General features: G+C 56.3%; 19 protein-coding genes and 2 tRNA genes. 9 read left to right on the plus strand and 12 right to left on the minus strand.

What is annotated here, in order from left to right:
• Position 1: 1 nt before the first annotated feature.
• The 4 genes from RUH64_RS13070 to RUH64_RS13085 form a co-directional block, all read right to left on the minus strand.
• On the minus strand, positions 2–259 hold the full coding sequence (locus RUH64_RS13070; RefSeq protein ID WP_313813957.1) for a type B 50S ribosomal protein L31: 258 nt from the start codon (positions 257–259) through the stop codon (positions 2–4).
• A 142-nt stretch (positions 260–401) separates the two neighbouring features.
• Complete coding sequence (locus RUH64_RS13075) at positions 402–1,235, minus strand: RNA methyltransferase (RefSeq protein WP_313813958.1); 834 nt, start codon at positions 1,233–1,235, stop codon at positions 402–404.
• Positions 1,236–1,239: 4 nt separating this feature from the next.
• Complete coding sequence (locus RUH64_RS13080) at positions 1,240–2,043, minus strand: sulfite exporter TauE/SafE family protein (protein ID WP_396276030.1); 804 nt, start codon at positions 2,041–2,043, stop codon at positions 1,240–1,242.
• Between the two features lie 40 nt (positions 2,044–2,083).
• Positions 2,084–2,869 carry an ABC transporter ATP-binding protein gene (locus RUH64_RS13085; RefSeq protein WP_313813961.1) on the minus strand — a complete coding sequence of 262 codons (786 nt, stop codon included), beginning with the start codon at positions 2,867–2,869 and terminating at the stop codon, positions 2,084–2,086.
• 176 nt (positions 2,870–3,045) lie between these two features.
• Between RUH64_RS13085 and serB the strand changes: the two genes are divergently transcribed.
• Both serB and RUH64_RS13095 read left to right on the plus strand, forming a co-directional pair.
• Positions 3,046–3,966 (plus strand): phosphoserine phosphatase SerB, encoded by a 921-nt coding sequence (serB, locus tag RUH64_RS13090; RefSeq protein WP_313813962.1) that lies wholly within the window; start codon positions 3,046–3,048, stop codon positions 3,964–3,966.
• A 162-nt stretch (positions 3,967–4,128) separates the two neighbouring features.
• Positions 4,129–5,880, plus strand: a complete 1,752-nt coding sequence (locus RUH64_RS13095) for a VanW family protein (RefSeq protein WP_313813963.1) — start codon at positions 4,129–4,131, stop codon at positions 5,878–5,880.
• Between the two features lie 119 nt (positions 5,881–5,999).
• Here RUH64_RS13095 and RUH64_RS13100 read toward each other — a convergent pair whose 3' ends face one another.
• Together RUH64_RS13100 and RUH64_RS13105 are read right to left on the minus strand one after the other, a co-directional pair.
• Entirely contained in the window at positions 6,000–6,749 is a 750-nt protein-coding gene (locus tag RUH64_RS13100; protein ID WP_313814046.1) for an SDR family oxidoreductase, read from the minus strand.
• A 79-nt stretch (positions 6,750–6,828) separates the two neighbouring features.
• Positions 6,829–7,551 (minus strand): beta-ketoacyl-ACP reductase, encoded by a 723-nt coding sequence (locus tag RUH64_RS13105; protein ID WP_313813964.1) that lies wholly within the window; start codon positions 7,549–7,551, stop codon positions 6,829–6,831.
• 217 nt (positions 7,552–7,768) lie between these two features.
• Between RUH64_RS13105 and RUH64_RS13110 the strand changes: the two genes are divergently transcribed.
• From RUH64_RS13110 to RUH64_RS13120, 3 genes are read left to right on the plus strand one after another with little or no spacing between them, the layout of a single operon-like run.
• A complete protein-coding gene (locus RUH64_RS13110; RefSeq protein WP_313813965.1) occupies positions 7,769–8,215 on the plus strand; it encodes a DUF3099 domain-containing protein in 447 nt (148 codons plus the stop codon).
• The gene (locus tag RUH64_RS13115; RefSeq protein WP_313813966.1) at positions 8,215–8,466 is read left to right on the plus strand and encodes an acetone carboxylase; all 252 of its coding nucleotides are present in this window, start codon (positions 8,215–8,217) and stop codon (positions 8,464–8,466) included. The genes RUH64_RS13110 and RUH64_RS13115 overlap by 1 nt, the downstream gene beginning before the upstream one ends.
• Positions 8,467–9,375 (plus strand): SURF1 family protein, encoded by a 909-nt coding sequence (locus tag RUH64_RS13120; RefSeq protein WP_313813967.1) that lies wholly within the window; start codon positions 8,467–8,469, stop codon positions 9,373–9,375.
• Positions 9,376–9,736: 361 nt separating this feature from the next.
• Here RUH64_RS13120 and RUH64_RS13125 read toward each other — a convergent pair whose 3' ends face one another.
• From RUH64_RS13125 to mptB (RUH64_RS13150), 6 genes are all read right to left on the minus strand, one after another.
• The gene (locus tag RUH64_RS13125; RefSeq protein WP_313813968.1) at positions 9,737–11,338 is read right to left on the minus strand and encodes an ABC-F family ATP-binding cassette domain-containing protein; all 1,602 of its coding nucleotides are present in this window, start codon (positions 11,336–11,338) and stop codon (positions 9,737–9,739) included.
• A gap of 148 nt (positions 11,339–11,486) precedes the next feature.
• Positions 11,487–12,581 (minus strand): (p)ppGpp synthetase, encoded by a 1,095-nt coding sequence (locus tag RUH64_RS13130; protein ID WP_313813969.1) that lies wholly within the window; start codon positions 12,579–12,581, stop codon positions 11,487–11,489.
• Between the two features lie 133 nt (positions 12,582–12,714).
• Complete coding sequence (locus RUH64_RS13135; RefSeq protein WP_313813970.1) at positions 12,715–13,488, minus strand: DUF2637 domain-containing protein; 774 nt, start codon at positions 13,486–13,488, stop codon at positions 12,715–12,717.
• Between the two features lie 133 nt (positions 13,489–13,621).
• Complete coding sequence (locus tag RUH64_RS13140) at positions 13,622–14,710, minus strand: VanZ family protein (protein WP_313813972.1); 1,089 nt, start codon at positions 14,708–14,710, stop codon at positions 13,622–13,624.
• 58 nt (positions 14,711–14,768) lie between these two features.
• Positions 14,769–16,268: a polyprenol phosphomannose-dependent alpha 1,6 mannosyltransferase MptB gene (gene mptB / locus RUH64_RS13145; protein WP_313813974.1), complete on the minus strand. Its 1,500-nt coding sequence runs from the start codon at positions 16,266–16,268 to the stop codon at positions 14,769–14,771.
• Positions 16,268–17,818, minus strand: a complete 1,551-nt coding sequence (mptB, locus tag RUH64_RS13150) for a polyprenol phosphomannose-dependent alpha 1,6 mannosyltransferase MptB (protein WP_313813975.1) — start codon at positions 17,816–17,818, stop codon at positions 16,268–16,270. The genes mptB (RUH64_RS13145) and mptB (RUH64_RS13150) overlap by 1 nt, the downstream gene beginning before the upstream one ends.
• A gap of 204 nt (positions 17,819–18,022) precedes the next feature.
• Between mptB (RUH64_RS13150) and orn the strand changes: the two genes are divergently transcribed.
• From orn to RUH64_RS13170, 4 genes are all read left to right on the plus strand, one after another.
• A complete protein-coding gene (gene orn / locus RUH64_RS13155; RefSeq protein WP_313813976.1) occupies positions 18,023–18,637 on the plus strand; it encodes an oligoribonuclease in 615 nt (204 codons plus the stop codon).
• A 153-nt stretch (positions 18,638–18,790) separates the two neighbouring features.
• Positions 18,791–18,863, plus strand: a tRNA-His gene (locus tag RUH64_RS13160).
• 184 nt (positions 18,864–19,047) lie between these two features.
• A tRNA-His gene (locus RUH64_RS13165) sits at positions 19,048–19,123 on the plus strand.
• Positions 19,124–19,245: 122 nt separating this feature from the next.
• Positions 19,246–20,079 (plus strand): aldo/keto reductase, encoded by an 834-nt coding sequence (locus RUH64_RS13170; RefSeq protein ID WP_313813977.1) that lies wholly within the window; start codon positions 19,246–19,248, stop codon positions 20,077–20,079.
• The last annotated feature ends 574 nt before the right edge of the window (positions 20,080–20,653 follow it).

Here is a 20,653-nt window from a genome sequence, read left to right on the forward strand (position 1 = left end):
ATTACTTCTTGCCGCCGAAGCCCTTGAAGCGGGCGTTGAAGCGCTCGACACGACCGGCGGTGTCCATGATGCGCTGCTTGCCGGTGTAGAACGGGTGCGATGCAGCCGAGATTTCGACGTCGATCATTGGGTAGGTGTTGCCGTCTTCCCACTCGATGGTCTTGTCCGAAGTGGCGGTCGAACGGGTCAGGATCTTTTCGCCGGATGCCAGGTCGTTGAAGACAACTGGGCCGTACTGTGGATGGATATCAGCCTTCATAGCTTTACACCTTTTTGTTTATGGCCACTGGATTTTGCCAGCAGCTACTTTCTCGGAAAATTCGTCTGCAGCGACCCATCAGATGAATCACAGCACACAGACATTCCATCCTATCAAATTCTTGACCAGTCGATAAAACGAATTATCGTGGCGAAGAGCACAAATGCCAGAACGCAATGGCACTGGCCGCTCCGACATTCAGCGAATCGACGTTTCGGTGCATAGGAATGATGACGGTTTGATCTACAGCGTCCAGCGCTTCGGCCGTCACACCGCGCCCCTCGTTGCCGAGAATCATGGCGACCTTTTCGCCCGCGGAAATTTCAATGTCCGACAGTGGAACTGCGTCTTCGGTCAGCTCCATTGCAAGTAACCGATAACCGTGGTTTCTTATTTTCGAAAGCTCATCTGGCCAGGAGCCGAGCCGTACCCAAGGTAAATCGAAGACAGTACCCATCGAGACCCGAGCGCTTCTGCGGTACCAAGGATCAACGCATTTCGGCGTAATCAGAACGGCGTCGACGCCCAAGCCGGAAGCCGAACGAATAATTGCGCCAAGATTGGTGTGGTCGGCAATGTCTTCCAGTATTGCAATACGAGAACATTGCGCAAGTACCGCATCTAGGTCCAGTGGCTCTGGACGATTCATCGCAGCCATGGCACCGCGGTGCAGGTGGAATCCAACCAAATCCTGAAGCTGGCGATCGTCTCCGATAAAGATCGGGACTTCTGGGAACCTATTGAATTCATCAACAAGCTGCCCGAGGTGTTTTTCTGCCAGAAGGAAACTACGCGGTTGATGTCCGGCATTGATTGCGCGCTGCACCACCTTGGTGCTTTCGGCAATATAGAGGCCGTTCTCAACGTACGTGCGCATGCGTAGATGCGCTTCCGAAAGTCGTAAGTACTCGTCCAACCGAGTATCCGCAAGATCTTGGATTGGAAGGATACGTTCGGGGTTCAGGATCTGCCCCACGGGATCAAGCACTCGGCATCAACTTGTAAAGCATGTTGGCCAGTGCCACCAGGCCAAGTACCACGATGACCAGTCGAAGCCACCCTGGTGAAAGCTTTCTGCCGATCTTGGCTCCGATGAAGCCGCCGATCAATGAACCTACCGCAATCAAGAGAACAATCAGCCAGTTGATTCGCTCGGGGGCGATGATCAAATACATGGCGGCGGCAATCAAATTCACGATCAAGGACAGAATCACCTTAATTGCGTTTGACTGCTGCAATGAGGCCTGGAGGAAGACTCCGAAGACTGCCATGAGCAACACGCCCTGCGCAGCAGTGAAATAGCCACCGTAAATTCCGATAACAAAAACCAAGATGTACAAAATTAGCGGAATCTTAGCTTTGTCAGCGTCATCAGGGTCGGTGCTTCCGCGCTCTGCTTGCCGGGTTTTAGCCCACTTAGAAAGTCGCGGCTGGAAGATCACCAGCACCAACGCACAGACTAGAAGGATGGGTGCCACTACTCCGAACACCGCTTCCGGCAGGTTCAGAAGGAGCAGCGAACCGATCAGTCCACCCACAAGGGAGACCGGCACGAGTTTCAGCAGCGTTCGCTTGACGCTTGCAGCCTCGCGCCGGTAACCCCAGGCACCGGAAAATCCACCAGCGACCAAACCCATGGCGTTGGAAACCACAGCATTAACCGGAGCAACACCCAGCGCAACCAAGATTGGGAAGGTAACCAGAGTGCCGGAGCCAACAACTGTATTAATAGTTCCTGCCCATAATCCGCCAAGGAAGACGAGGGCTTCACGCCAAAATTCGATCACTATTTAATTCTTTCCTAAAGAGTTCTTCGCCTGATGCTTAGTGACGCGCAAATGCGGAGTAGCGTCCGCCCTCACGTCGCAGTGCCAGAGGCATGCCGTAGGTCGCTTCAAGGTTTTCTTCGGTCAAGGTCTGCTCTATTTCGCCTGCAGCTATTACCTGACCGTCGCGCATCATTAAGATATGAGTGAAACCTAATGGCACCTCTTCAAGGTGGTGCGTCACCAGCACCAAGGCTGGTGCGTACTCGTCAACTGCGAGTTCGCTGAGCTTCGCGACAAGGTTTTCTCGGCCAGCAAGGTCGAGGCCTGCGGCGGGCTCGTCCAAAATCAGGAATTCTGGATCCGTCATTAACGAGCGGGCGATCAGGACTCGCTTACGCTCGCCTTCTGAGAGCTTGTTGAACGCCTGGTTCATGAATGTGGACATTCCCCACTCGTGCAGCAGATTGAAAGCACGTCGCTCATCAAGCTTTTCGTACTTTTCACGCCAGCGTCCGGTCACGCCATAAGCTGCAGTCAGGACGACATTCAGCGCAGTTTCGTTACCAGGAATCGAATTGGCTACAAGGGCGGAACTCAAACCAATCAGCGGACGCAATTCAAAAACGTCCACGCGGCCCAGGGTCTCCCCGAGAATTTGTGCGGTTCCACGGGTCGGATGCAGACGAGCCGCCGCAATGTTCATCAGGGTTGATTTGCCGGCCCCATTTGGTCCAAGCACGATCCACCGCTCGCCTTCGTTAACCTCCCAGGAAACGTCCTTTAGCAGGTCTTTACGTCCGCGTACCACGCTGACATCGTTGAAAGATAGCACTTCGCTCATGGTTTTTAAGCCTAGACTTATGACCCCTGATTCACTAATTGACGCGACTTTATGTGCATGTTTTGTTGGGCGCGAATATACATAATGCGTCGTTTCAGACAGTTGTTACTGCCATACGCGCAGCAGGGGCTCCGTCATGTTTGGTCGCACAGCACTCTAAACGAGAAAATAAGTTTATGGCCTCAACTCTTGTGTTTGTTTCCCGCCCGGCATTTGCGCATCACCAGCTGACCGAGCTTTTGGACCGTGCAAAAGCTCAGGGGCTGATCCCAGCAGACGCCCGCGTCTCGATCCGCAATAGCTCTGACCGCCTCGTGGCCAAGTCACCCGTGTTGGACATCGAACATGAGACCTTGAGCCAGGCCGCGCATGAATTCGTGGCTGCAGCGATCAAGGCGGGTGATATCAGGGAATCGGATGTCTGTGTGGCAGCAATCGATTCTGACCTAACCCAGTCTCCGCAGATGCTGCTGGTCATGGATGTCGATTCGACTCTGATCAAGCAGGAAGTTATCGAGTTGCTGGCGGCACATGCCGGACGCGAGGCCGAAGTTGCTGCCGTAACCGAGGCCGCCATGCGCGGCGAGTTGGACTTTGCTCAGTCCTTGATTCAACGCGTGGCGACACTCAAAGGCCTTCCCGTCAGCGTTCTCGATGAGGTTGGGCAGCGCATCATTTTCTCCGACGGAGCACGTGACTTGGTACAACGATTCCATGCGGCGGGTCACAAGGTGGGCGTTGTGTCTGGTGGTTTCCAGCAAATCCTCGATCCGTTGGCAGAAGACCTTCGTCTCAACCACGCGCTGGCCAACACCTTGGGAATTGCAGATGGAGTATTAGACGGGACTGTCCACGGTGACATCGTAGATCGAAGCACCAAAGAGAAGATGTTGCGCGCGTGGGCTGCTGAACATGGCATTGATATGCATTCGACCATCGCCGCCGGCGACGGAGCCAATGACCTAGATATGGTTACCGCTGCAGCGTTGGGTGTTGCTTTCAATGCCAAGCCGGCGCTTCGAGAACAGGCGGACGTCCAAATAAATTTCTCTCGACTGGACGTCATTGCAGATCTCGTACTCAACGATCTCAACTAGGAGAAATCCAACAACTCGATAACGATTCGCTGATTTATGGCTTTACGGTGATTTGCTGGTTGTTCCAGCCGATAGTATTTCAACTGACGCAATCGTTGACCCTGACGGGAGTCTGGTCACAGCGCCATCAACTGACCGCTTGTTGAAAGAGTCAATAGTCCTGTGCAGAACCCAAAACCAGATAGTTCTTCGTCTGCGTCCAATCCCTATGCTCCGAACCCTACGCCGGAAAAGCAAAAGCCAAAGCGCAGTGCTAAGCCGTGGATCATCACCGGATCCTGCGTAGTTGCTGTCGCGGCCGTCTACTTCGGTGGAGCCGCCTATGTTAGTTCGCAGGTACCGTCGAATGCGTCGATTGCCGGGGTCAACATCGGATCAATGAATCAGGATGCTGCGCGTCAGGCACTGCAAGACCAAGTAGTTCCGCTGTCTCAGAAACCGATCGAGGTCGTAGTCAACGGGAAATCTTATGAGCTCGATCCGACCGTAGCTGGTCTGACGCTTAGCGTCGATCAGACCGTGGCCGATCTGACTGGTTATGAAATCAACCCGGTGAAACTGTACGAGAAGGTCACCGGCGACGCCTCGGCTACGGCGGCCATAGACGTCGATCAGGACAAGCTCAACGCCGCGCTGGCCGACTTGGCCAAGAAGGCCGACAACAAGGTCAAGGAAGGTAGTATCACCTTCAAGGACGGCAGGGCAACACTTACCGAGCCTGTTGACGGCGTCTCTCTGGATGTCGACGGTGCGGCAAAGACCATCGCCAACGAATGGCAGATCGCTGGTCCAGCCGTCGAGCTGCCCGCACAGGTGAGCAAGCCAGAAGTCTCCGAAGAGACACTGCAAGCCTTCTACGACGGCGAGGTCGCCGCACTATTGAAGAAGGGCGTCACACTCGTTTCCGGCGACAAGACCGCCTCGATTTCGCCTTCGTCAATCGCGGCCGCAGCCACCTATGCGGTGAAGGATGGCGCACCAAGCGTCAGCCTCGACGATGAAAAGCTCTACAAGGCAGCTACCAAGAATTCGGATCTATCCAGCACTGCCAAGGACGCCAAGATCGTCCTGAAGAATGGCAAGCCCGTCATTGAAGACTCTGTAAAGGGCGTATCGCTGGAAACCAAGGACCTTGGCGCCAAGGTCTTGACCGCTAGCCAAAGCGATGACCGCAAGGCCGAGGTGACGATGGCTGAATCCGAGGCCGATTTCAGCACCGAAGATGCGAAGAAGCTTGGGATCAAAGAAGAGATCGTGGACTTCTCCACGCCCTACCCAGCATCGGACACCGTGCGTACCAAGAACCTTCGCGCAGGCGCCGAACGAGTCAATGGGATCATCGTCAAGCCAGGCGAACGCTTCTCCCTGCTGCAGGCCCTGGGCCCAATTACCACCGCCAATGGATATTACTCATCGGGCGTAGTTGAAAACGGGTTCAGCGCCGAGGCAGTGGGCGGCGGGCTCTCGCAGATCTCCACCCAGATGTACAACGTCGGCTTCCTCGCCGGTTACGACGACATCACCCACAAGCCTCATTCACGCTGGTTCGACCGCTACCCGGCGGGCCGCGAGGCCACCTTGTGGGAAGGCCAGGTCGATATGATTTGGGAGAACAACACCCCCTACGGCGTCATGATCCAGGCGTGGGTCTCGGACGATGCCGTACATACCCGCTTGTGGTCAACCAAGTACTGGAAGGTCTCACAGGACACCTCGGGCAAGTACAACCAGACCGATCCGACCACGGTACACAACAAGGCAAAGCAGTGCATCTCCGAATCGGGCGGCAAAAAGGGCTTCACGATCGATGTGACTCGCTACCGCGAAACCGTCGACGGCTCGAAGAAACTGCCCGCCGAAACGAAAACCTGGACGTACAGCCCATGGAATAAGATCGTCTGCGACAACAAGTAATTTGCAACAGCAAAGGCCAGTTTATTCAATGAATGAACTGGCCTTTGTCGTGCCGACGGACCAAGGGGCCGGCTGCTGTTGAAGATGACGGCAGCCGGCCCCTTCGGACCGCTGGCCTCTTAGTTGCCAGCCTGCTTCAGGAAGTCTTCGGCGCCGCCAACGAGTTCGGTGTGGCCGGATTCGACATCTGCAAAGACCATCTTTGCCACTTCGGCTCCGAACTCTTCTACCGAGTACAGCTTGCCAGCCGCCTCACGACGTGCCTCGATAGCTCCCGGCTCAACCCGGTTCAGCAGCGTAGCGGTGATGGTGCCCTCGATCATGTCGCCCGAAACCACGATGAACTTGATGTTCTTCTCTGCCAGCTGCGGGATGAATTCACGCAATGCGTCTTCACCGGCACGCTTCGACTTGGCAACAGCAACATAGGCATCCATGGTTGAAACTTCATGGATGAAATGAGCCTGGTGGCTGGTGACGAAAACAATGCGGCCGCCCTCGCTCAGCTTCGGAAGAGCTGCCTCAAGCATCGCCACCTGCGCGTCACGGTTCAGGCGCAGTGCGTAGTTTTCTCCCAGGGTGGTCTCCATACCGCCCGAGGCATTGAGAACCAGTACGTCGAGCGAGCCGAAATTCTCGACTGCAGCGTCGACGAGAGCCTGTGGCCCCTCTGCCGTGGTCAGATCCGCACCGATGGCAACTGCCTTGCCGCCTTTTTCCTCAATGGCTGAAACGATCTTATTGGCGCGTGGTGCCTTGGCACGGTAGTTGATGACAACACCGATGCCCTGTTCGGCCAACAACTGTGCGGTTACCGACCCAATGCCCCGCGATGAACCGGTGACGATCGCACCCTTGTATTCGCTCAACTTCACTTACTCCTTTTATTGAAAACACCAGGCCAGAGCGTTGGCTCGCCTGAAGAAAACTTGTGGACGGCGCGGGCTACTAGTGCCCCATGCCCAATCCCCCGTCGACCGGAATAACTGCGCCGGAGATGTAAGCCGCTTCATCGCTGGCGATCCAACGGACGACATTGGCAACTTCTTCCGGCTCTGCGAATCGATTGGCAGGAATCGTTGAAAGATAATTCTTCTGCGTCTCTTCGGGCAGCACCGCAGTCATTTCGGTATTGATGAAGCCTGGCGCAACCACGTTGGCGGTGATGCCGCGAGAGCCTAGCTCACGGGTCAGCGAACGAGCGATGCCCACCAAACCCGACTTGGAGGCCGAATAGTTGATTTGGCCGGGTGATCCATAAAGACCGACAACTGAAGAGATCAGAACTACACGGCCGCGCTTCAAACGAAGCATGCCTTTGGCAGCCCGCTTGACCACGCGGAAGGCACCGGTCAAGTTGGTATCAATCACCGAAGTGAAATCGTCTTCGCTCATCCGAAGCAGCAAGGTGTCTTTTGTCACCCCTGCGTTGGCGACGATGACTTCAACCGGCCCATGCGCCGCTTCAACCTCCTTAAAGGCTTCGTCAATAGACTGCGCGTCGGTGACGTCGGCCTTCACGCCCAGCAGGCCTTCGGGGACTTCACCGCTGCGGTAGGTGATGGCCACCTTGTCGCCGTTTGCTTCAAAGGCCCGCGCGATGGCCAAGCCGATTCCTCGATTGCCGCCAGTGACTAGTACGCTGCGGCCAGTCGATGATTCAGTAGTCAATGTAAATCTCCATTCGTGCACGGAATTTTGCCGGATCCAAGCTGGGCTCAGCAGGCAGTTTTTGTGCACTTTACTTAGGTAAGTAGCTACTCCGTCATCAATCCTATTTGTTACCACCGGGTTTTACCGCTTCGACAGTGTGTAGAAATTCGATTCTTCAAGGCTTGAGTGAGATAATCAGGTGTGAACCAATGTCCATGAAGCAAAGATTTACCTGATGTCTCAGCACCATGCGCACCCTGAATCTAACGACCCCCAGGTGCACCGCATTACCGACGCGCGCGAGTCGCACACCGCGGAGCGTGATGTTCGTATACGCAAATACACAATCACGATGACGATCCGCGTTATCTGCTTCATCCTTGCTTTCCTTGCTTCTGGTTGGCTTCGCTGGGCGTTGCTTATCGGTGCAGTTTTCCTTCCCTATGTTGCAGTTGTTATAGCCAACGGCGGTTCGGATATCACCAAACGTGAACCCCCTGCGGAGTTTTACCGTCCCGACGAGCCAGGCCAGCTGAACGCATCGGATTCAGCAGTTCCAGAGCCGCCGGCAAATTCGGAAGTTATCGACGGCACGCTGGCAGAAGATTCGGAAACGAATGAACAGCCCGCAAACCCAGCGACGGGAAACAGCGACGAGTCCACCGAAACTAAAGAGGATTAATGGATCTGCTTGGTTCGCTCAGCGGCGAAACTCAATTAACGCCGGCTCCGGTGCAATGTTCCCGCAAGGGATGCAAGGCTGTCGCCGCATACCAAATCTTGTGGAACAATCCGAAAATTCATACTCCGGATCGCCGCAAGATCTGGCTAGCATGTGCAGAACACCGAGAATGGCTTGAAAGCTATCTCAAGGAGCGGTTGTTGTATAAAGAAACGCTCCCCTTCGACGCTTCCAAAGGAGCCGGCCACTAGATGTACCGTTTTCTAGCGAGCTCACGCTGGCTTGGGTGGCTCGCGCTCGTCATTCTCTTTGCCGTGGCCTGCGTATCATTGGGCAATTGGCAGGCCAGCCGCCGCGCCGAGGTGCTCGAAGGCATCAGCCGCGTCAATCAAAATTACTTTGCCGATCCCCTGACCGGCAAGGATGCCATCGATTACTTTGAAAGCCTCCCCGAAGACAAAACGTGGAGCACCGTCGAATTGACCGGTAAGTACGTGGGCGATGACACGTTGGTGGTGCGCAACCGAATCAAGAGCGGTCAACCAGGTTACGAAGTCCTTGTTCCGTTTACCACCACCGACGGTGAAACAGTTGTCATCGACCGCGGGTACCTACCCATCGGCAATAACGAGCAAGGACATCCGGACACGGTGCCTGCGGCCCCGACCGGCGAAGTCACCGTCAAGGCGCGATTGAAGCCCGGCGAGATCCGCTTGGACCGCGGTGCACCTCAGGGACAGCTTGCAACCATCAACCTAGAGGATTTCCAGAACGCAGTGGGATATCCAGTGGCGCAGGGCTCCTACGGAATCATGTACGAGGAAACCCCGGCGTCGGCATCGGCTCCGCAGCAGCTTGATCCACCGGACATGGACGAGGGCCCGCATCTGTCCTACGAGATCCAGTGGTACATCTTTGGCGTCCTGGCATTTGTCGGTTTCTGGTACGCAGCGCGTACACAGAAGAAAATCAATGCAGAAGACGCGGCGGAACTCGCCGAGGCTCAGGCCATGGGATACGACGAACCTGTGCACAAGGTGCGCAAGGTTCGCGTCAAGGAAGCCAAAAAATTCCGCCGCGACGGGTCGCTGACCGATGAAGCCGTTGAGGACGCCATGTGGGACGAGGATGAGAAGTCTTCCTCCCACCCAGGCAGCTAAACCTTATCCACACTGTTGAAGCCGATGAACGATTCTTCATCGGCTTCAATTGCATTTAGCGCCCTCTGCCCACGTCGCTGCCAATGATCCGGTTACCTAGGGAATTCGGATGCCCATTCGAGGGGCGAACCTTCAGCCGCCGACGGTTGACGCGTACGACGCTGATTGTGCCGATTGACGGCTAGCAGTCCGACCCCAGAAATGGAGGACCCAGGTTCCACGCCGCGGCATCGTCGCCTGAGAACACCTTGGCGCCGCCGCAGAACTCGAGGCATTTGGTGCGGCGCGAAACTTAAGAATCTTAAAGCACATCGGCCAGCAAAGTTTCTTTGCTGGCCGATGATTCGCAAATTGCGCGGTTTTAAGTCAGGCTGACCAATTCCAGGTAGTCTTCGCTGAAAAGGTCTTCATCGCCGTCGGGCAGAATCACAACGCGCTCGGGCTTCAACGCCATGACGGCGCCCTCATCGTGCGACACCATAACCACAGCGCCTGGGAATGTCGACAATGCGCCGAGCACCTCGGCTCGAGAGGCAGGGTCCAGGTTGTTGGTTGGCTCGTCGAGCAGCAGCACGTTGGCACTGGACGCGACGATTGTCGCCAACGCCAAACGAGTCTTTTCACCACCGGAAAGAACACCGGCGGGCTTGTCCACATCGTCGCCGACGAAGAGGAACGAGCCGAGGATGGAGCGCACATCGGCATCGCCCAGATGGTCTGGTGCGTTGCGGCGCATATTCGCCAGCACCGTCGCCTCTGGATCGAGGGTGTCGTGTTCCTGCGCGAAGTAGCCGATCTTCAGACCATGGCCTGGAATGATGTTTCCGGTATCAGGCTCGGCAACGCCTGCAAGCATACGCAGCAGGGTGGTCTTGCCGGCACCGTTCAAACCGAGGATCACCACCTTCGAGCCACGGTCGATGGCCAGCGACACATCGGTGAAGATCTCCAGCGAACCGTAGGCCTTGGACAGGCCCTCAGCCATGAGCGGAGTCTTGCCGCAGGGAGCCGGGTCCGGGAAGCGCAGCGCCGCGACGCGGTCGCTGGCACGTTCCTCTTGCAGGCCCGAGAGCATGCGGTCAACACGCTTGAGCATCGACTGCGCTGCCGAAGCGCCCGAGGCGCGGGCTTTCATCTTGTTAGCCTGGGCAAGCAAGACCGAAGCCTTCTTTTCGATGTTTGCACGCTCGCGCTTGCGGGCGCGCTCGTCGGTCTCGCGCTGCACCTTGTAGCGCTTCCAGCTCATGTTGTAGACGTCCACCACCGCACGGTTTGCGTCCAGGTACAACACCTTGTTGACGGTCTGGTCCAGCAGCTCGGTGTCGTGGCTGATCATCAGTACGCCGCCCGGGTAGTTCTTGATGAAGTCGCGCAGCCACATGATCGAGTCGGCATCCAGGTGGTTGGTCGGCTCGTCAAGCAGCAGGGTTTCGGCATCCGAATACAGGATGCGGGCTAGCTCCACGCGACGGCGCTGGCCGCCCGAGAGTGTGCGCAGCGGCTGGTTCAAGATGCGCTCAGGCAAATCGAGGTTTGAACAGATGGCGGCGGCTTCAGATTCCGCAGCGTAGCCGCCGGCCGCGATGAACTCGGCTTCCAAACGGTCATAGCGGCGCATGGCCTTGGCAGCTACTGCGGCATCTTCGCTGGCCATGTCTTCTCGGGCCTTGGCCAGCTTATTCAGGACCACATCCAGCCCGCGAGCCGCGAGGATGCGGTCTCGTGCCAGCTGCTCCATGTCAGGGGTCCGCGGATCCTGCGGCAGGTAACCGATGGAGCCTTTGTGGGTCACCTCGCCGACGGTGGGCTGAGATTCACCGGCCAGCACTTTGGTCATGGTGGTTTTGCCAGCACCGTTGCGGCCCACCAATCCGATTTTGTCGCCCTTGTCGATGCGGAAGTTCACTTCGTCCATCAGCAGGCGGGCGCCGACGCGTAGCTCAAGGTTGGCTACGGAAATCATGTGGTGGCCCTTTCACACGGGTGCAGGTAGATCAATTGAGCCCAGAAAATGGGCAACTCATCTATCTTATCGGTGAAATGTGCGTTATGAACAACACTGTGTTTGATTCGACAGCGGTGCTCGCATGCGGCCACGGCCAGCACGCCGCTTAAAGATCATGCGACGAGCGGTAATCGTTCATCTGGATCAGGCGTCGGCGCAGCGAGCCTTGCCGGCGCAGGTCTGAGCCGCTGGTCTTCTCGATGTGTTCCTTGCCAAATCTCCAGAGCAGCACATCGTCGAGCAGCCGGTCTGGGCCTGGGGAGTAACGGTGATCTAGAGCCGCGCGGACATCACGAACGACCTCCGCGTCCAACAGTCCTGCAAGCTGCCAGGTTTGATCGATTTCGTGGGCTTCAAGCAATTCTGCTGCCCACGACCAATCATCGTCGCGCTTGCGGTCGACGTGCGGCAGCAGTGTCTGCCAGATCTCCCCGATCTTCTCGCCGGTGAGTTTTTCGGCGCCCGCACCGTGTTCGTCATGGTAGCCGTTGAGCCGGTGGTACAGCTCGTCGATGTCCGTGAAGTAGTCTTCCACCGTCTCCAACATCGCAGCTGTTGCGGTGAAATGCCGGTCGATCTGAGGGTTCCAGGCGGCTTCGCCGGGATGCTTGAAGCGGATGTCGTGTTCCATTTCGCTCCACGCATGCTGCAGGATGGTGCGAATCTGCACCTCAAACACGAAGTTCCCGCTGGGCACCACACTTTTGCCCAGGGCTTCTTGAAACTTGCGCACCGTTGGTTCGTTGCGGGTTTTAAGTAGGAGATGACGCGATGAGTATCCGTAGGTCCCTGATTCCACCGAACCGATGTCCTTCTCCCGGTCGCTGCGGCAGTCGAAAGCTTCTCGATGCGATTTGATCAGGCTGGCAACCTGCTGGATTTCGTGGGGCAGCATCACGATGATGCGAAGCCCCACCATATCGTGGACCTCGCGCAGTGGATTCGGGAATTCAAGCACCGGGTCGCTGTCTGGATTCTCCTGCAACCGGCGGGAAGCCTTGGCTTGGAAGGAGTCCTTTGATTTCACTCGTCCGGTGACGAAGAGCGGCTGGACATCAGACTGCGCGAAGAGGCGCCGAATCTTCGCTTTCATCGCCGAAAGCACGGTGTTGAGCTCGCCGGTAACCTTGCCGTAGTGGCTCACGGCGGCGGCAATCTGTTCGGAGAACTCGTCGTCCTTCGCGCTCTTTTGTGGATCCATCTGTAGATGCCTCCTTCGGCAGCTGGGTGCGGTGCTTAACCGCAAAGAAGCCTAAAAGGGGCACGGCCCGTGGGCCGTGCCCCTTCGGGAATGACTTTACGTGAGGTTTGTCCTAGAGAGGAAAAACCCTGAGTTATGGGCGGGTCAGGCGCTGCTTGGCCATATCCTCGTACAACGGAGTCTTGTCGTCGTTGTTGCTGGCCGCTGGCTTCTTGGCTTCCTGAGCCGGTGCAGGGTTTGCCTTGATTGGAGTGACCTTCGCGTCATTGCGTGCTGCCGCGATGGCTTCGGCGCGAGCACGGGCCAAGTCGTCTTGGTGCACCTGTTCCAACTGGGCGAAGCGTTCGTCTTCAGCGGTTTTCGCATCGTTGAGCGCTGCGTTGTAGCCGTCATCGTAGGCCACGCCGTACTTTTCGGCGTTTTCTCGTTCTTCGTCGTAGTCCAGCTCGGCGCGCAGTTTCGCGGCTTCGGACTTCTTTTGATACATGTGGACAGTCAGGTGGGTGATTGCCAGCAGCACGATCGGCGGCATGGCTGCCACCAGTGCAGAGACCAACGGTGGGACACCGTTTTCAATCGAGTCGACGGTCAAGATTGCGTGGGTGGAGTTCGCAGCGGTCGAAACGATGGCGCCGAAGAACAACAGCGACCACGGGTAGACCATTGCACGACGGTTGAAGCCGTTCAGTGCAACGATTGCCACCGTTGCAGCCACGATCATGCCGTCGATAATAATCGGCCAGATCCAGGCAAGGCTCGGATCGATGCCGGAACGTTCAGCAAGATCGGTCAGCGCTGCAAACGAGAGAATGAATGCACCGATGGCGATGATTACAGTTGCGCCTACTGCGGTGCCGAGTACTGCCTTATGAGGTTCATTCGGGACGACTGGCTTATTATCTTCCATACTGCGTTGCAGACCTTTACTCTCGTAAATTTGGGGACGAACGGTTGACGCGAGTTGGGCTGTCCAGCGTTATCCGAACACCAGGCACCAGATCTATTTTAGCCTCAGCGAACACCAACAAGTGCCAAAGGGGTCATGAACTCCGTCTGTCGGTGAAGCTCGTGACCGTCAATATGCCCGCCAAGCCGCGAGTTTTCGGAATCACAACCAGGCAGAGCGCACTGATCAGGGCGTAGAGCATGGTGAAAGTTCCGACCCATGGCATGTCCAGCTCGTCGTTGAGGCTCGTCGAAATCTGGAAGAGGAACGTTATGCCTCCAAAACCGAGAATCGTACGCAATCCCGCACGCCAGCTTGGAACATACTTGCGCTGTGTCGAGCTGATTCGAATCCAGGCGCAGCGCTGCCCCAAAGTTGCCCGCCCCGGGGCAATTGCTGGAATGAAAAACACCGCCAGCGCCACAACTGCCGGCAGCGCGAAGTTCAGCAGCCGGTCCTCAATTTGCGGACCACCCATGGTAGCAATCAGCTGGAGCCCGGCACTGACGGCGAATACTGCAGCACCGGCAAATGAAGAATCGAAAAAATCCGCCAAGGCTCGACGGCGCCTTGTCACCGGGCGAGCCGGAGCGTTGATCGCGCGAGGTTCACGCGGTCCGGAGAGGAACGCGAAAATGGGAAGGTAGGCGATGATGCCGCCAATCAGGGCTCCGAGCGTATTCATGATCAGATCATCAACATCCGCTACCCGATAGGCACAGTGGTAGAGCCCCCACATGCCCGTGTACTGGGTCAGCTCGATGGCGAGGCTCGCTGCGAATCCCAGCAGTACGCCGGTGAACACGTTGCCGCGCAGCCAGCGCACCGCGAGGATGCCCAATGGCATGAACAAGATGATGTTGAACAAGACCTGCCAGAGCGTAAACCCGGTCAGGAAGCTCCTGGTCCCGTACTCGTAAGCACGGGCAAAGTCCCCGACAAAATGTCCTGGATTTAACTGTGTTGGCTGACAGACAAAGTTCTGCGAATCCGGTAGTGGGAGCATCGTGTAGCTGAACAGCCCAAATCCGTAGAGCGTCGCAGCAGTTGTGGTGATCGTGCGGCGCCATGACAATCTGCCATGGCGACGGTACTGGACTGCAAGCAGGAAGACCCCCGCCACCCCGAGGAAGAGTATGCAGCCGAGGATGGCGATCGCCCCAGGCCAAGTAACGCTGTTCATAATCCCTATTTAAGTACATTCCCTGTGCGACTGGCCATGTGATGAAATGTGAAATTGATCAGGGAGAAGACTGTGATGACTCGCTGCCAAGATGCAGCACCCGTCGCACCCGCTCGTCGAAGCGGTACATCACCAGCATCAATCCGACCATCAGAGCCCCGGCCGCCAGCTTCAACAGCCATACCGTGTACCACTGCTCAATGGAAAGCTGATCGACGAAGACTGCCACCAGAATGACCGACGTCGCCCAAATCATCAAGCGCTCAGAGCCCGCCGAAAGCTGCTTGGAAATGGCGAAGAGCGCAATCAGCCACAGCACGTACCAGGGCTGGATTAATGGCGACAGCAGCACCACCGCACTCAGCGCCCAAGCCGAGAGTCGTATCGGATTCGATATATCTTTGGCCAAGGCAAATTTGGCTACCAGAACCATGGCGAGAAGTTGAAACGCCAGGACGACAATCTGCTGGGTTAGGGCAAAAGATCCACCAAGCAGTTGCGCCAAGTTGCCCAGACTCCAGCCCAAAAGGCCCACTGGCGCATAGGGGAATGCCGCGTCGCCCGCAGTGAACATGGCGGGGAGCCAACCAAACCACAGGTTGGTGACCGCGCCGATGATCAGCAGCCACAGCGCGCTGAAGCAGGATGTTTTCACCCAGATCAGAATGCGCTGGCGCATCGTGCCATCCACGCCGATGAGCACCAATCCGATAAATGGAAGCAGCACCAGCACGATTGGCTTGATTGAAACGGCGAGGCTCAAGGCGAGTGTTGCCATGATGGTTTTCTTCTCAAAGGCGAGCAAGAAGGCCCAAAAGACCCCGGCGATCATCAGTGCGTCGTTGTGAACGCCGCCGACCATGGTCAGCAGGAACAGAGGGTTGCCCACCACTGCCCAGACCGCCCAGTGGGTGTTGTGTTTCAGCTTTGCAGCAAGTTTAACCGTAAAGAAATAACAGCCGATGACGCCGATGACAGCGACGATGCGCAGCAGGCCGATGCCGATTTCCGGAACTCCGCCGGAGACTACGTAGATCCACCGGGACAGTACAAGGAAGAATGGTCCATAGGGTGACGGAGACTGCGCCCAAAGACCGTCTGCTCCCCCGTCGAACCATCCCGGAAGTACCGAAATGCCGGTCGTATACGGAGACAGTCCTGCCTCCAGCATTCTTCCCTGCGCCAGATATGAGTACACGTCTCGGCTGAGGATCGGGAAGCTGAGCATCAGCGGAGCAGCCCACATGGCAATGAGCTTTCCCTGCTGCTTTGCATCAAGGTCGGCTGATCCTCCCACCCATGGACGGGCCATCAGCCAGGTCCGCATCAGCCATACAATTCCTACGGCCATGGCAGCGATGCAGATCAATACCCCGAACAGGTCGGTGCGGAACTGCACAAAGAAGCCGGATCGTGCCAAGGCAGACAGTTGGTTTCGCGGGAACCAGCCAACGCCCCAAGACCCGAAGGTGATTAATGTCGAGGCGAAGAAGCCATGCCAGGCCAGCGGGTGCAACCCCAATCGGCCCGACAGCGCTGCTTTGTCCCGGCGTTTCATTAGGCGCGCTTCTTGCGCTCGGACTTGCGGTCCCACTTTTCACGCACCCACTTGATGGATAGCAGCAGCTCCGGCACGATATTTCGGGTTTTTGGATCGATGAACAATAGAACAACAAGGCAGACGGCAGATACTGCCCATGAGGTCAGTTGAACCGCTGGGACCAAGTCTTCCTGCAGGAACTGCCAAATGAACAATTGGTCTGCCGCTTGGTAGGCGACGAAGAACATTGTTGTCAGGTAAACCCAAAGCATCTGCCAGTTTTCCTTGATTCCCACTGCAGCGTAGAAAGGCAGCAACCACAGCAGGTACCAGGGCTGGATCACTGGGGACAGCACCACGATGGCGGAGAAACCAACCGCAAGGCGCAGCACCAGACGCTCATACCTTCCGCGGAAGATCACGACGAAGGCCAAGGCAACACCGATCAACCGACCCAGTAGTTTAGCCACCGGTAGGATCCAGTCGGTGCTCAGCCCGAAGGAGGAAACCAAGGTGCTGGCAAGAATTACGATCATGCCCACCGGCGCAAACACTGAGAATCCAGTTCCGGTAAACAGCATGACCTTCAGCCAGCCGAACCAGTAACCGTTCAGCCACCCGACCAGGGCCATCAGCGTCAACAGGATCATCCCTGAGTAGAACCAGTAGAGAATCTTGCGCGGCCAGGTTGCATCTTTCCCTGCCCACAGCAGGCCGATGAACGGTAGCAGAACCAGGGTGATCGGTTTGATGCCGATGGACGCCGTCAGCACGATGACAGCCAGCACGCCCTGTCTCTTGCAGGCGAGGTAGACAGCCCATACCGAAAGGCCCACCATCAGGGAATCGTTGTGGGCGCTGGCAACGAAGTTGATCAAGAACAATGGGTTGGCAACAACGACCCAGGCCGCCTTTGCACCACTGGTCGAATGCAGTTCCGCCAATTTGGGAAGGTAGCGCAAGGTCAGCAAAACACCGACGAACGCAATGGCGCGGAAGCAGAGAATCGCCGCATCGGTGGAACCGCCGACGAGCTTGACCACCAGGTACTCAATGGTGAGGAACAGCGGCCCATAGGGGGTGCCGTCTTGCGCCCACATGGTGTCGGTACCAAGCTGGAACCAGTTGTTCAGCGACGAGATGCCGTCAATATAGGGATCCTGTCCGGCTTCAACCAGCCTGCCCTGGCCTATATAGGCAAAGACGTCACGGCTGACAATGGGTAGTGCCACCAACAAGGGAATGCTCCACAGCCACACAGCCTTGCGCACAATCCGAAGTGTTCCGGCTTCCCATTTTTTTAGCTGCTGCCCTAGAACCCACCACGCGCGGAAAAGCACCCAAAATCCGAGCGTCAAAACGATCACCGAGAGAATGACAGCCGAAGGTTCGGTGCGCATGACGATGAAGAACGCATCGCGGTTCAACGGAGAAACGCTGGCGAGCCAGCCGATGCCGAAAGACCCAAAGAGAATGAGCGATGAGCCGATAATGCCGTTGAGCAAAGTCACGGAAACACCGGGGATATGTACAGTTTCCTGCGCCCCGAGACCTCTAGCTGACACCATCACACCTCACGGAATCGGGAACAATAATCATAGTCAGAGCTCAAAACGCAGCGTTTAGTTGGAAGAAAACTTTCTAGATGAGAGCCCCAAAATCTCCCTCGATTTTAGCATTGACACCTGCGCTCAATGCGGTAGACACCGGTCTGCACCGTGTTGAATTCACAGTGGACTGCACCACACCTCCGATGGCGGTAGATTAGGGTCGTGGCTAGTAATTCAGAAAAAATTGTTTGGATCGACTGCGAAATGACCGGGCTTGATCTCGTCAACGACGCACTGATCGAAGTTGCAGTGCTCATCACCGACTCCGAGCTGAAGGTCGTCGACGAAGGAATCCAGGTGGTCATCAAACCTGCTCCAGAAGCGGTGGCACAGATGGACGACTTTGTACGCAACATGCACCAAGTCAGCGGCCTACTCGACGAGCTCGACGGCGGCATCAGCATGGACGAGGCTCAGCGAATCGTTCTCGACTACATCAAGCGGCACGTGCCGGAAGCCAAGAAGGCATTGCTTGGCGGCAATTCGGTAGGCACCGACAAAAACTTCTTGATGCGCGACATGCCAGAAGTGATTGAGCACCTCCACTATCGCATCATCGACGTTTCAACCCTCAAGGAGCTAAGCCGCCGGTGGTTCCCGAAGGCTCACTATGCGGCTCCAGCAAAGACCGGAAATCACCGTGCCTTGGGTGACATCCAAGATTCGATCGATGAGTTGCGGTATTACCGCGCTTCCATCATGGTTCCCGCCCCGGGACCTTCTACTGACGCGTCACGCAAGATTGCAGCGGCTATCTCTTCGCCGAAATCCGAGTGATATCTACCCTTCAAAAACCAAGTGATGCACCACACAGCGCCCTAAGGGGCGCTCGGTTGGCATTCCTGAATAAAGTATGTGTATAGTATTTCTCGTTGCCAGATACGAAATCTGAAGCGGAAATGCTTCTGACTAGGATCCAAGCATCACATGGTGGGTATAGCTCAGTCGGTAGAGCGTCTGGTTGTGGTCCAGAAGGTCGCGGGTTCAAACCCCGTTACTCACCCGGAATAAAGGTCCGGTTGCGAGATTTCATCTTGCAACCGGATTTTTTTATCCCACGATGGCCGCCAGATTCGAGTCAAATTGCCCGATTGGATTTCGCCGCCAAACGTAGTGTATAGTTTTTCTCGTTGCTGAAATCAGGGCCAAGTCGTAATTCGGCTTTGACTTGGATCAAAACAAACATGGTGGGTATAGCTCAGTCGGTAGAGCGTCTGGTTGTGGTCCAGAAGGTCGCGGGTTCAAACCCCGTTACTCACCCCAATGAAGAGACCTACGTCGAAAGATGTGGGTCTCTTCCTCATTTTCCCCGACTAGAGGCCATGGGGCCTGATGCCCGCTTCACGAAGTTTTCCTCCAAGTCATTCATGTTTTAGGCTTCGGACATGCCTAACATTCCACAGATTGAACTAGCCAATGGTCACAGCGTGCCAGCGATAGGCCAAGGAACTTGGTACATGGGCGAGAATCCATCCAGGCGCCAGGAAGAAATCGCCACACTACGTCGAGGAATCGAACTTGGACTAACTTTGGTTGATACCGCGACGATGTACGGCGATGGGCTTGCAGAAGAACTCGTAGGAGAGGCAATCACCCCTTTTCGGGACGATGTATACCTTGTCGACAAGGTATTGCCCTACGAAGCTTCGTACCGTGGAACTATCGCATCCTGCGAAGGCTCATTGGATCGCCTGGGCACCGACTACATTGACCTGCTGCTATTGCACTGGCCTGGGTCCCACCCGTTAGAAGAGACGGTTCGTGGATTCGAAAATCTCATTGAACGCGGACTCATCGGGGCCTGGGGCGTAAGCAATTTCGATTCCGACGAACTTCCCGAGCTTCCTTACCCACCGCTGGTCAATCAGGTGTTGTACAACCCCAGCCGACGTGGTGTCGAGTTCGACCTCTTGCCTGCCCACGCGGCTTCTGAGCCCGCGATCACGACGATGGCTTACTCCCCTATTGAACAAGGCAGGCTTTTAGATCACCCAGCTCTTGCTACTGTCGCCCAGAATCTCGGTGTCGCTGTATCGCAGGTACTAGTCGCATGGGCAATCCGCGACTCCAACACGATTGCTATTCCCAAATCTTCGTCGATTGCCCACGTTGAGCAGAATGCCCAGGCTGCAATGCTCAATTTGACGCCGGAACATCTTGAAATGATTGACGAAGCATTTTCAGCACCTTCACGCAAGACACCGCTGGAAATGCTCTAGCCCGCCACGACTCCTGCCGCCTCACGAAAATCGATTCCGTGAAGTGAGAGGCACCGGAATTCAGGGCATGGCCTACAGTCGCTCACACCGTTCGTCCATCCAGCCAGGTGAACACCATCTGGGGTTTCACCTGGCCGTCGACGTACCTGGATTCCGGCTCCCCCACGCTTGAAAAGAACGCACGAGACTTTGCTGTTCAGAGCTTGAATCTCAACGGCAAATCCTAGGTATTGGCCTCCAAAGCGTTCTCGAAGAACACGGAGACTATGCGTTATTGAATTGCCGTTGAGCCTCGCGACTTCTTGCCACGAGAGCTATTGCCTCGAGCAACGAAAGATCAACTGCGTCATAGAAGACGGCTGCGCATCATAAGGAGCCGCTTGGGCCACGCATCACATGTGACTATCGGCCAACATATGAGGCACGCCAGAGCGACCAGTTCATAGCCATCAGCGGCACCCTGCCTTGGATATTGCGTGGCATACACATCGATGTATTGCGTGTTCGCCGTTCCGGAGCACTCGGGCGGTGGGCCTATTTCTGACGGGAAATCCATTGCATGAGATGCCCACCT

It is taken from the genome of Glutamicibacter sp. (assembly GCF_032154645.1).
GTDB lineage: Bacteria > Actinomycetota > Actinomycetes > Actinomycetales > Micrococcaceae > Glutamicibacter.

What these genes read in the sequence shown, in the direction of transcription:
- RUH64_RS13070 (WP_313813957.1), bottom strand. Translation starts at nt 259, where the DNA reads ATGAAGGCTGATATCCATCCACAGTACGGCCCAGTTGTCTTCAACGAC.
- RUH64_RS13085 (WP_313813961.1), bottom strand. Translation starts at nt 2,869, where the DNA reads ATGAGCGAAGTGCTATCTTTCAACGATGTCAGCGTGGTACGCGGACGT.
- serB (WP_313813962.1), top strand. Translation starts at nt 3,046, where the DNA reads ATGGCCTCAACTCTTGTGTTTGTTTCCCGCCCGGCATTTGCGCATCAC.
- RUH64_RS13110 (WP_313813965.1), top strand. Translation starts at nt 7,769, where the DNA reads ATGTCTCAGCACCATGCGCACCCTGAATCTAACGACCCCCAGGTGCAC.
- RUH64_RS13115 (WP_313813966.1), top strand. Translation starts at nt 8,215, where the DNA reads ATGGATCTGCTTGGTTCGCTCAGCGGCGAAACTCAATTAACGCCGGCT.
- RUH64_RS13120 (WP_313813967.1), top strand. Translation starts at nt 8,467, where the DNA reads ATGTACCGTTTTCTAGCGAGCTCACGCTGGCTTGGGTGGCTCGCGCTC.
- RUH64_RS13125 (WP_313813968.1), bottom strand. Translation starts at nt 11,338, where the DNA reads ATGATTTCCGTAGCCAACCTTGAGCTACGCGTCGGCGCCCGCCTGCTG.
- RUH64_RS13130 (WP_313813969.1), bottom strand. Translation starts at nt 12,581, where the DNA reads ATGGATCCACAAAAGAGCGCGAAGGACGACGAGTTCTCCGAACAGATT.
- RUH64_RS13135 (WP_313813970.1), bottom strand. Translation starts at nt 13,488, where the DNA reads ATGGAAGATAATAAGCCAGTCGTCCCGAATGAACCTCATAAGGCAGTA.
- RUH64_RS13140 (WP_313813972.1), bottom strand. Translation starts at nt 14,710, where the DNA reads ATGAACAGCGTTACTTGGCCTGGGGCGATCGCCATCCTCGGCTGCATA.
- mptB (WP_313813974.1), bottom strand. Translation starts at nt 16,268, where the DNA reads ATGAAACGCCGGGACAAAGCAGCGCTGTCGGGCCGATTGGGGTTGCAC.
- mptB (WP_313813975.1), bottom strand. Translation starts at nt 17,818, where the DNA reads ATGGTGTCAGCTAGAGGTCTCGGGGCGCAGGAAACTGTACATATCCCC.
- RUH64_RS13170 (WP_313813977.1), top strand. Translation starts at nt 19,246, where the DNA reads ATGCCTAACATTCCACAGATTGAACTAGCCAATGGTCACAGCGTGCCA.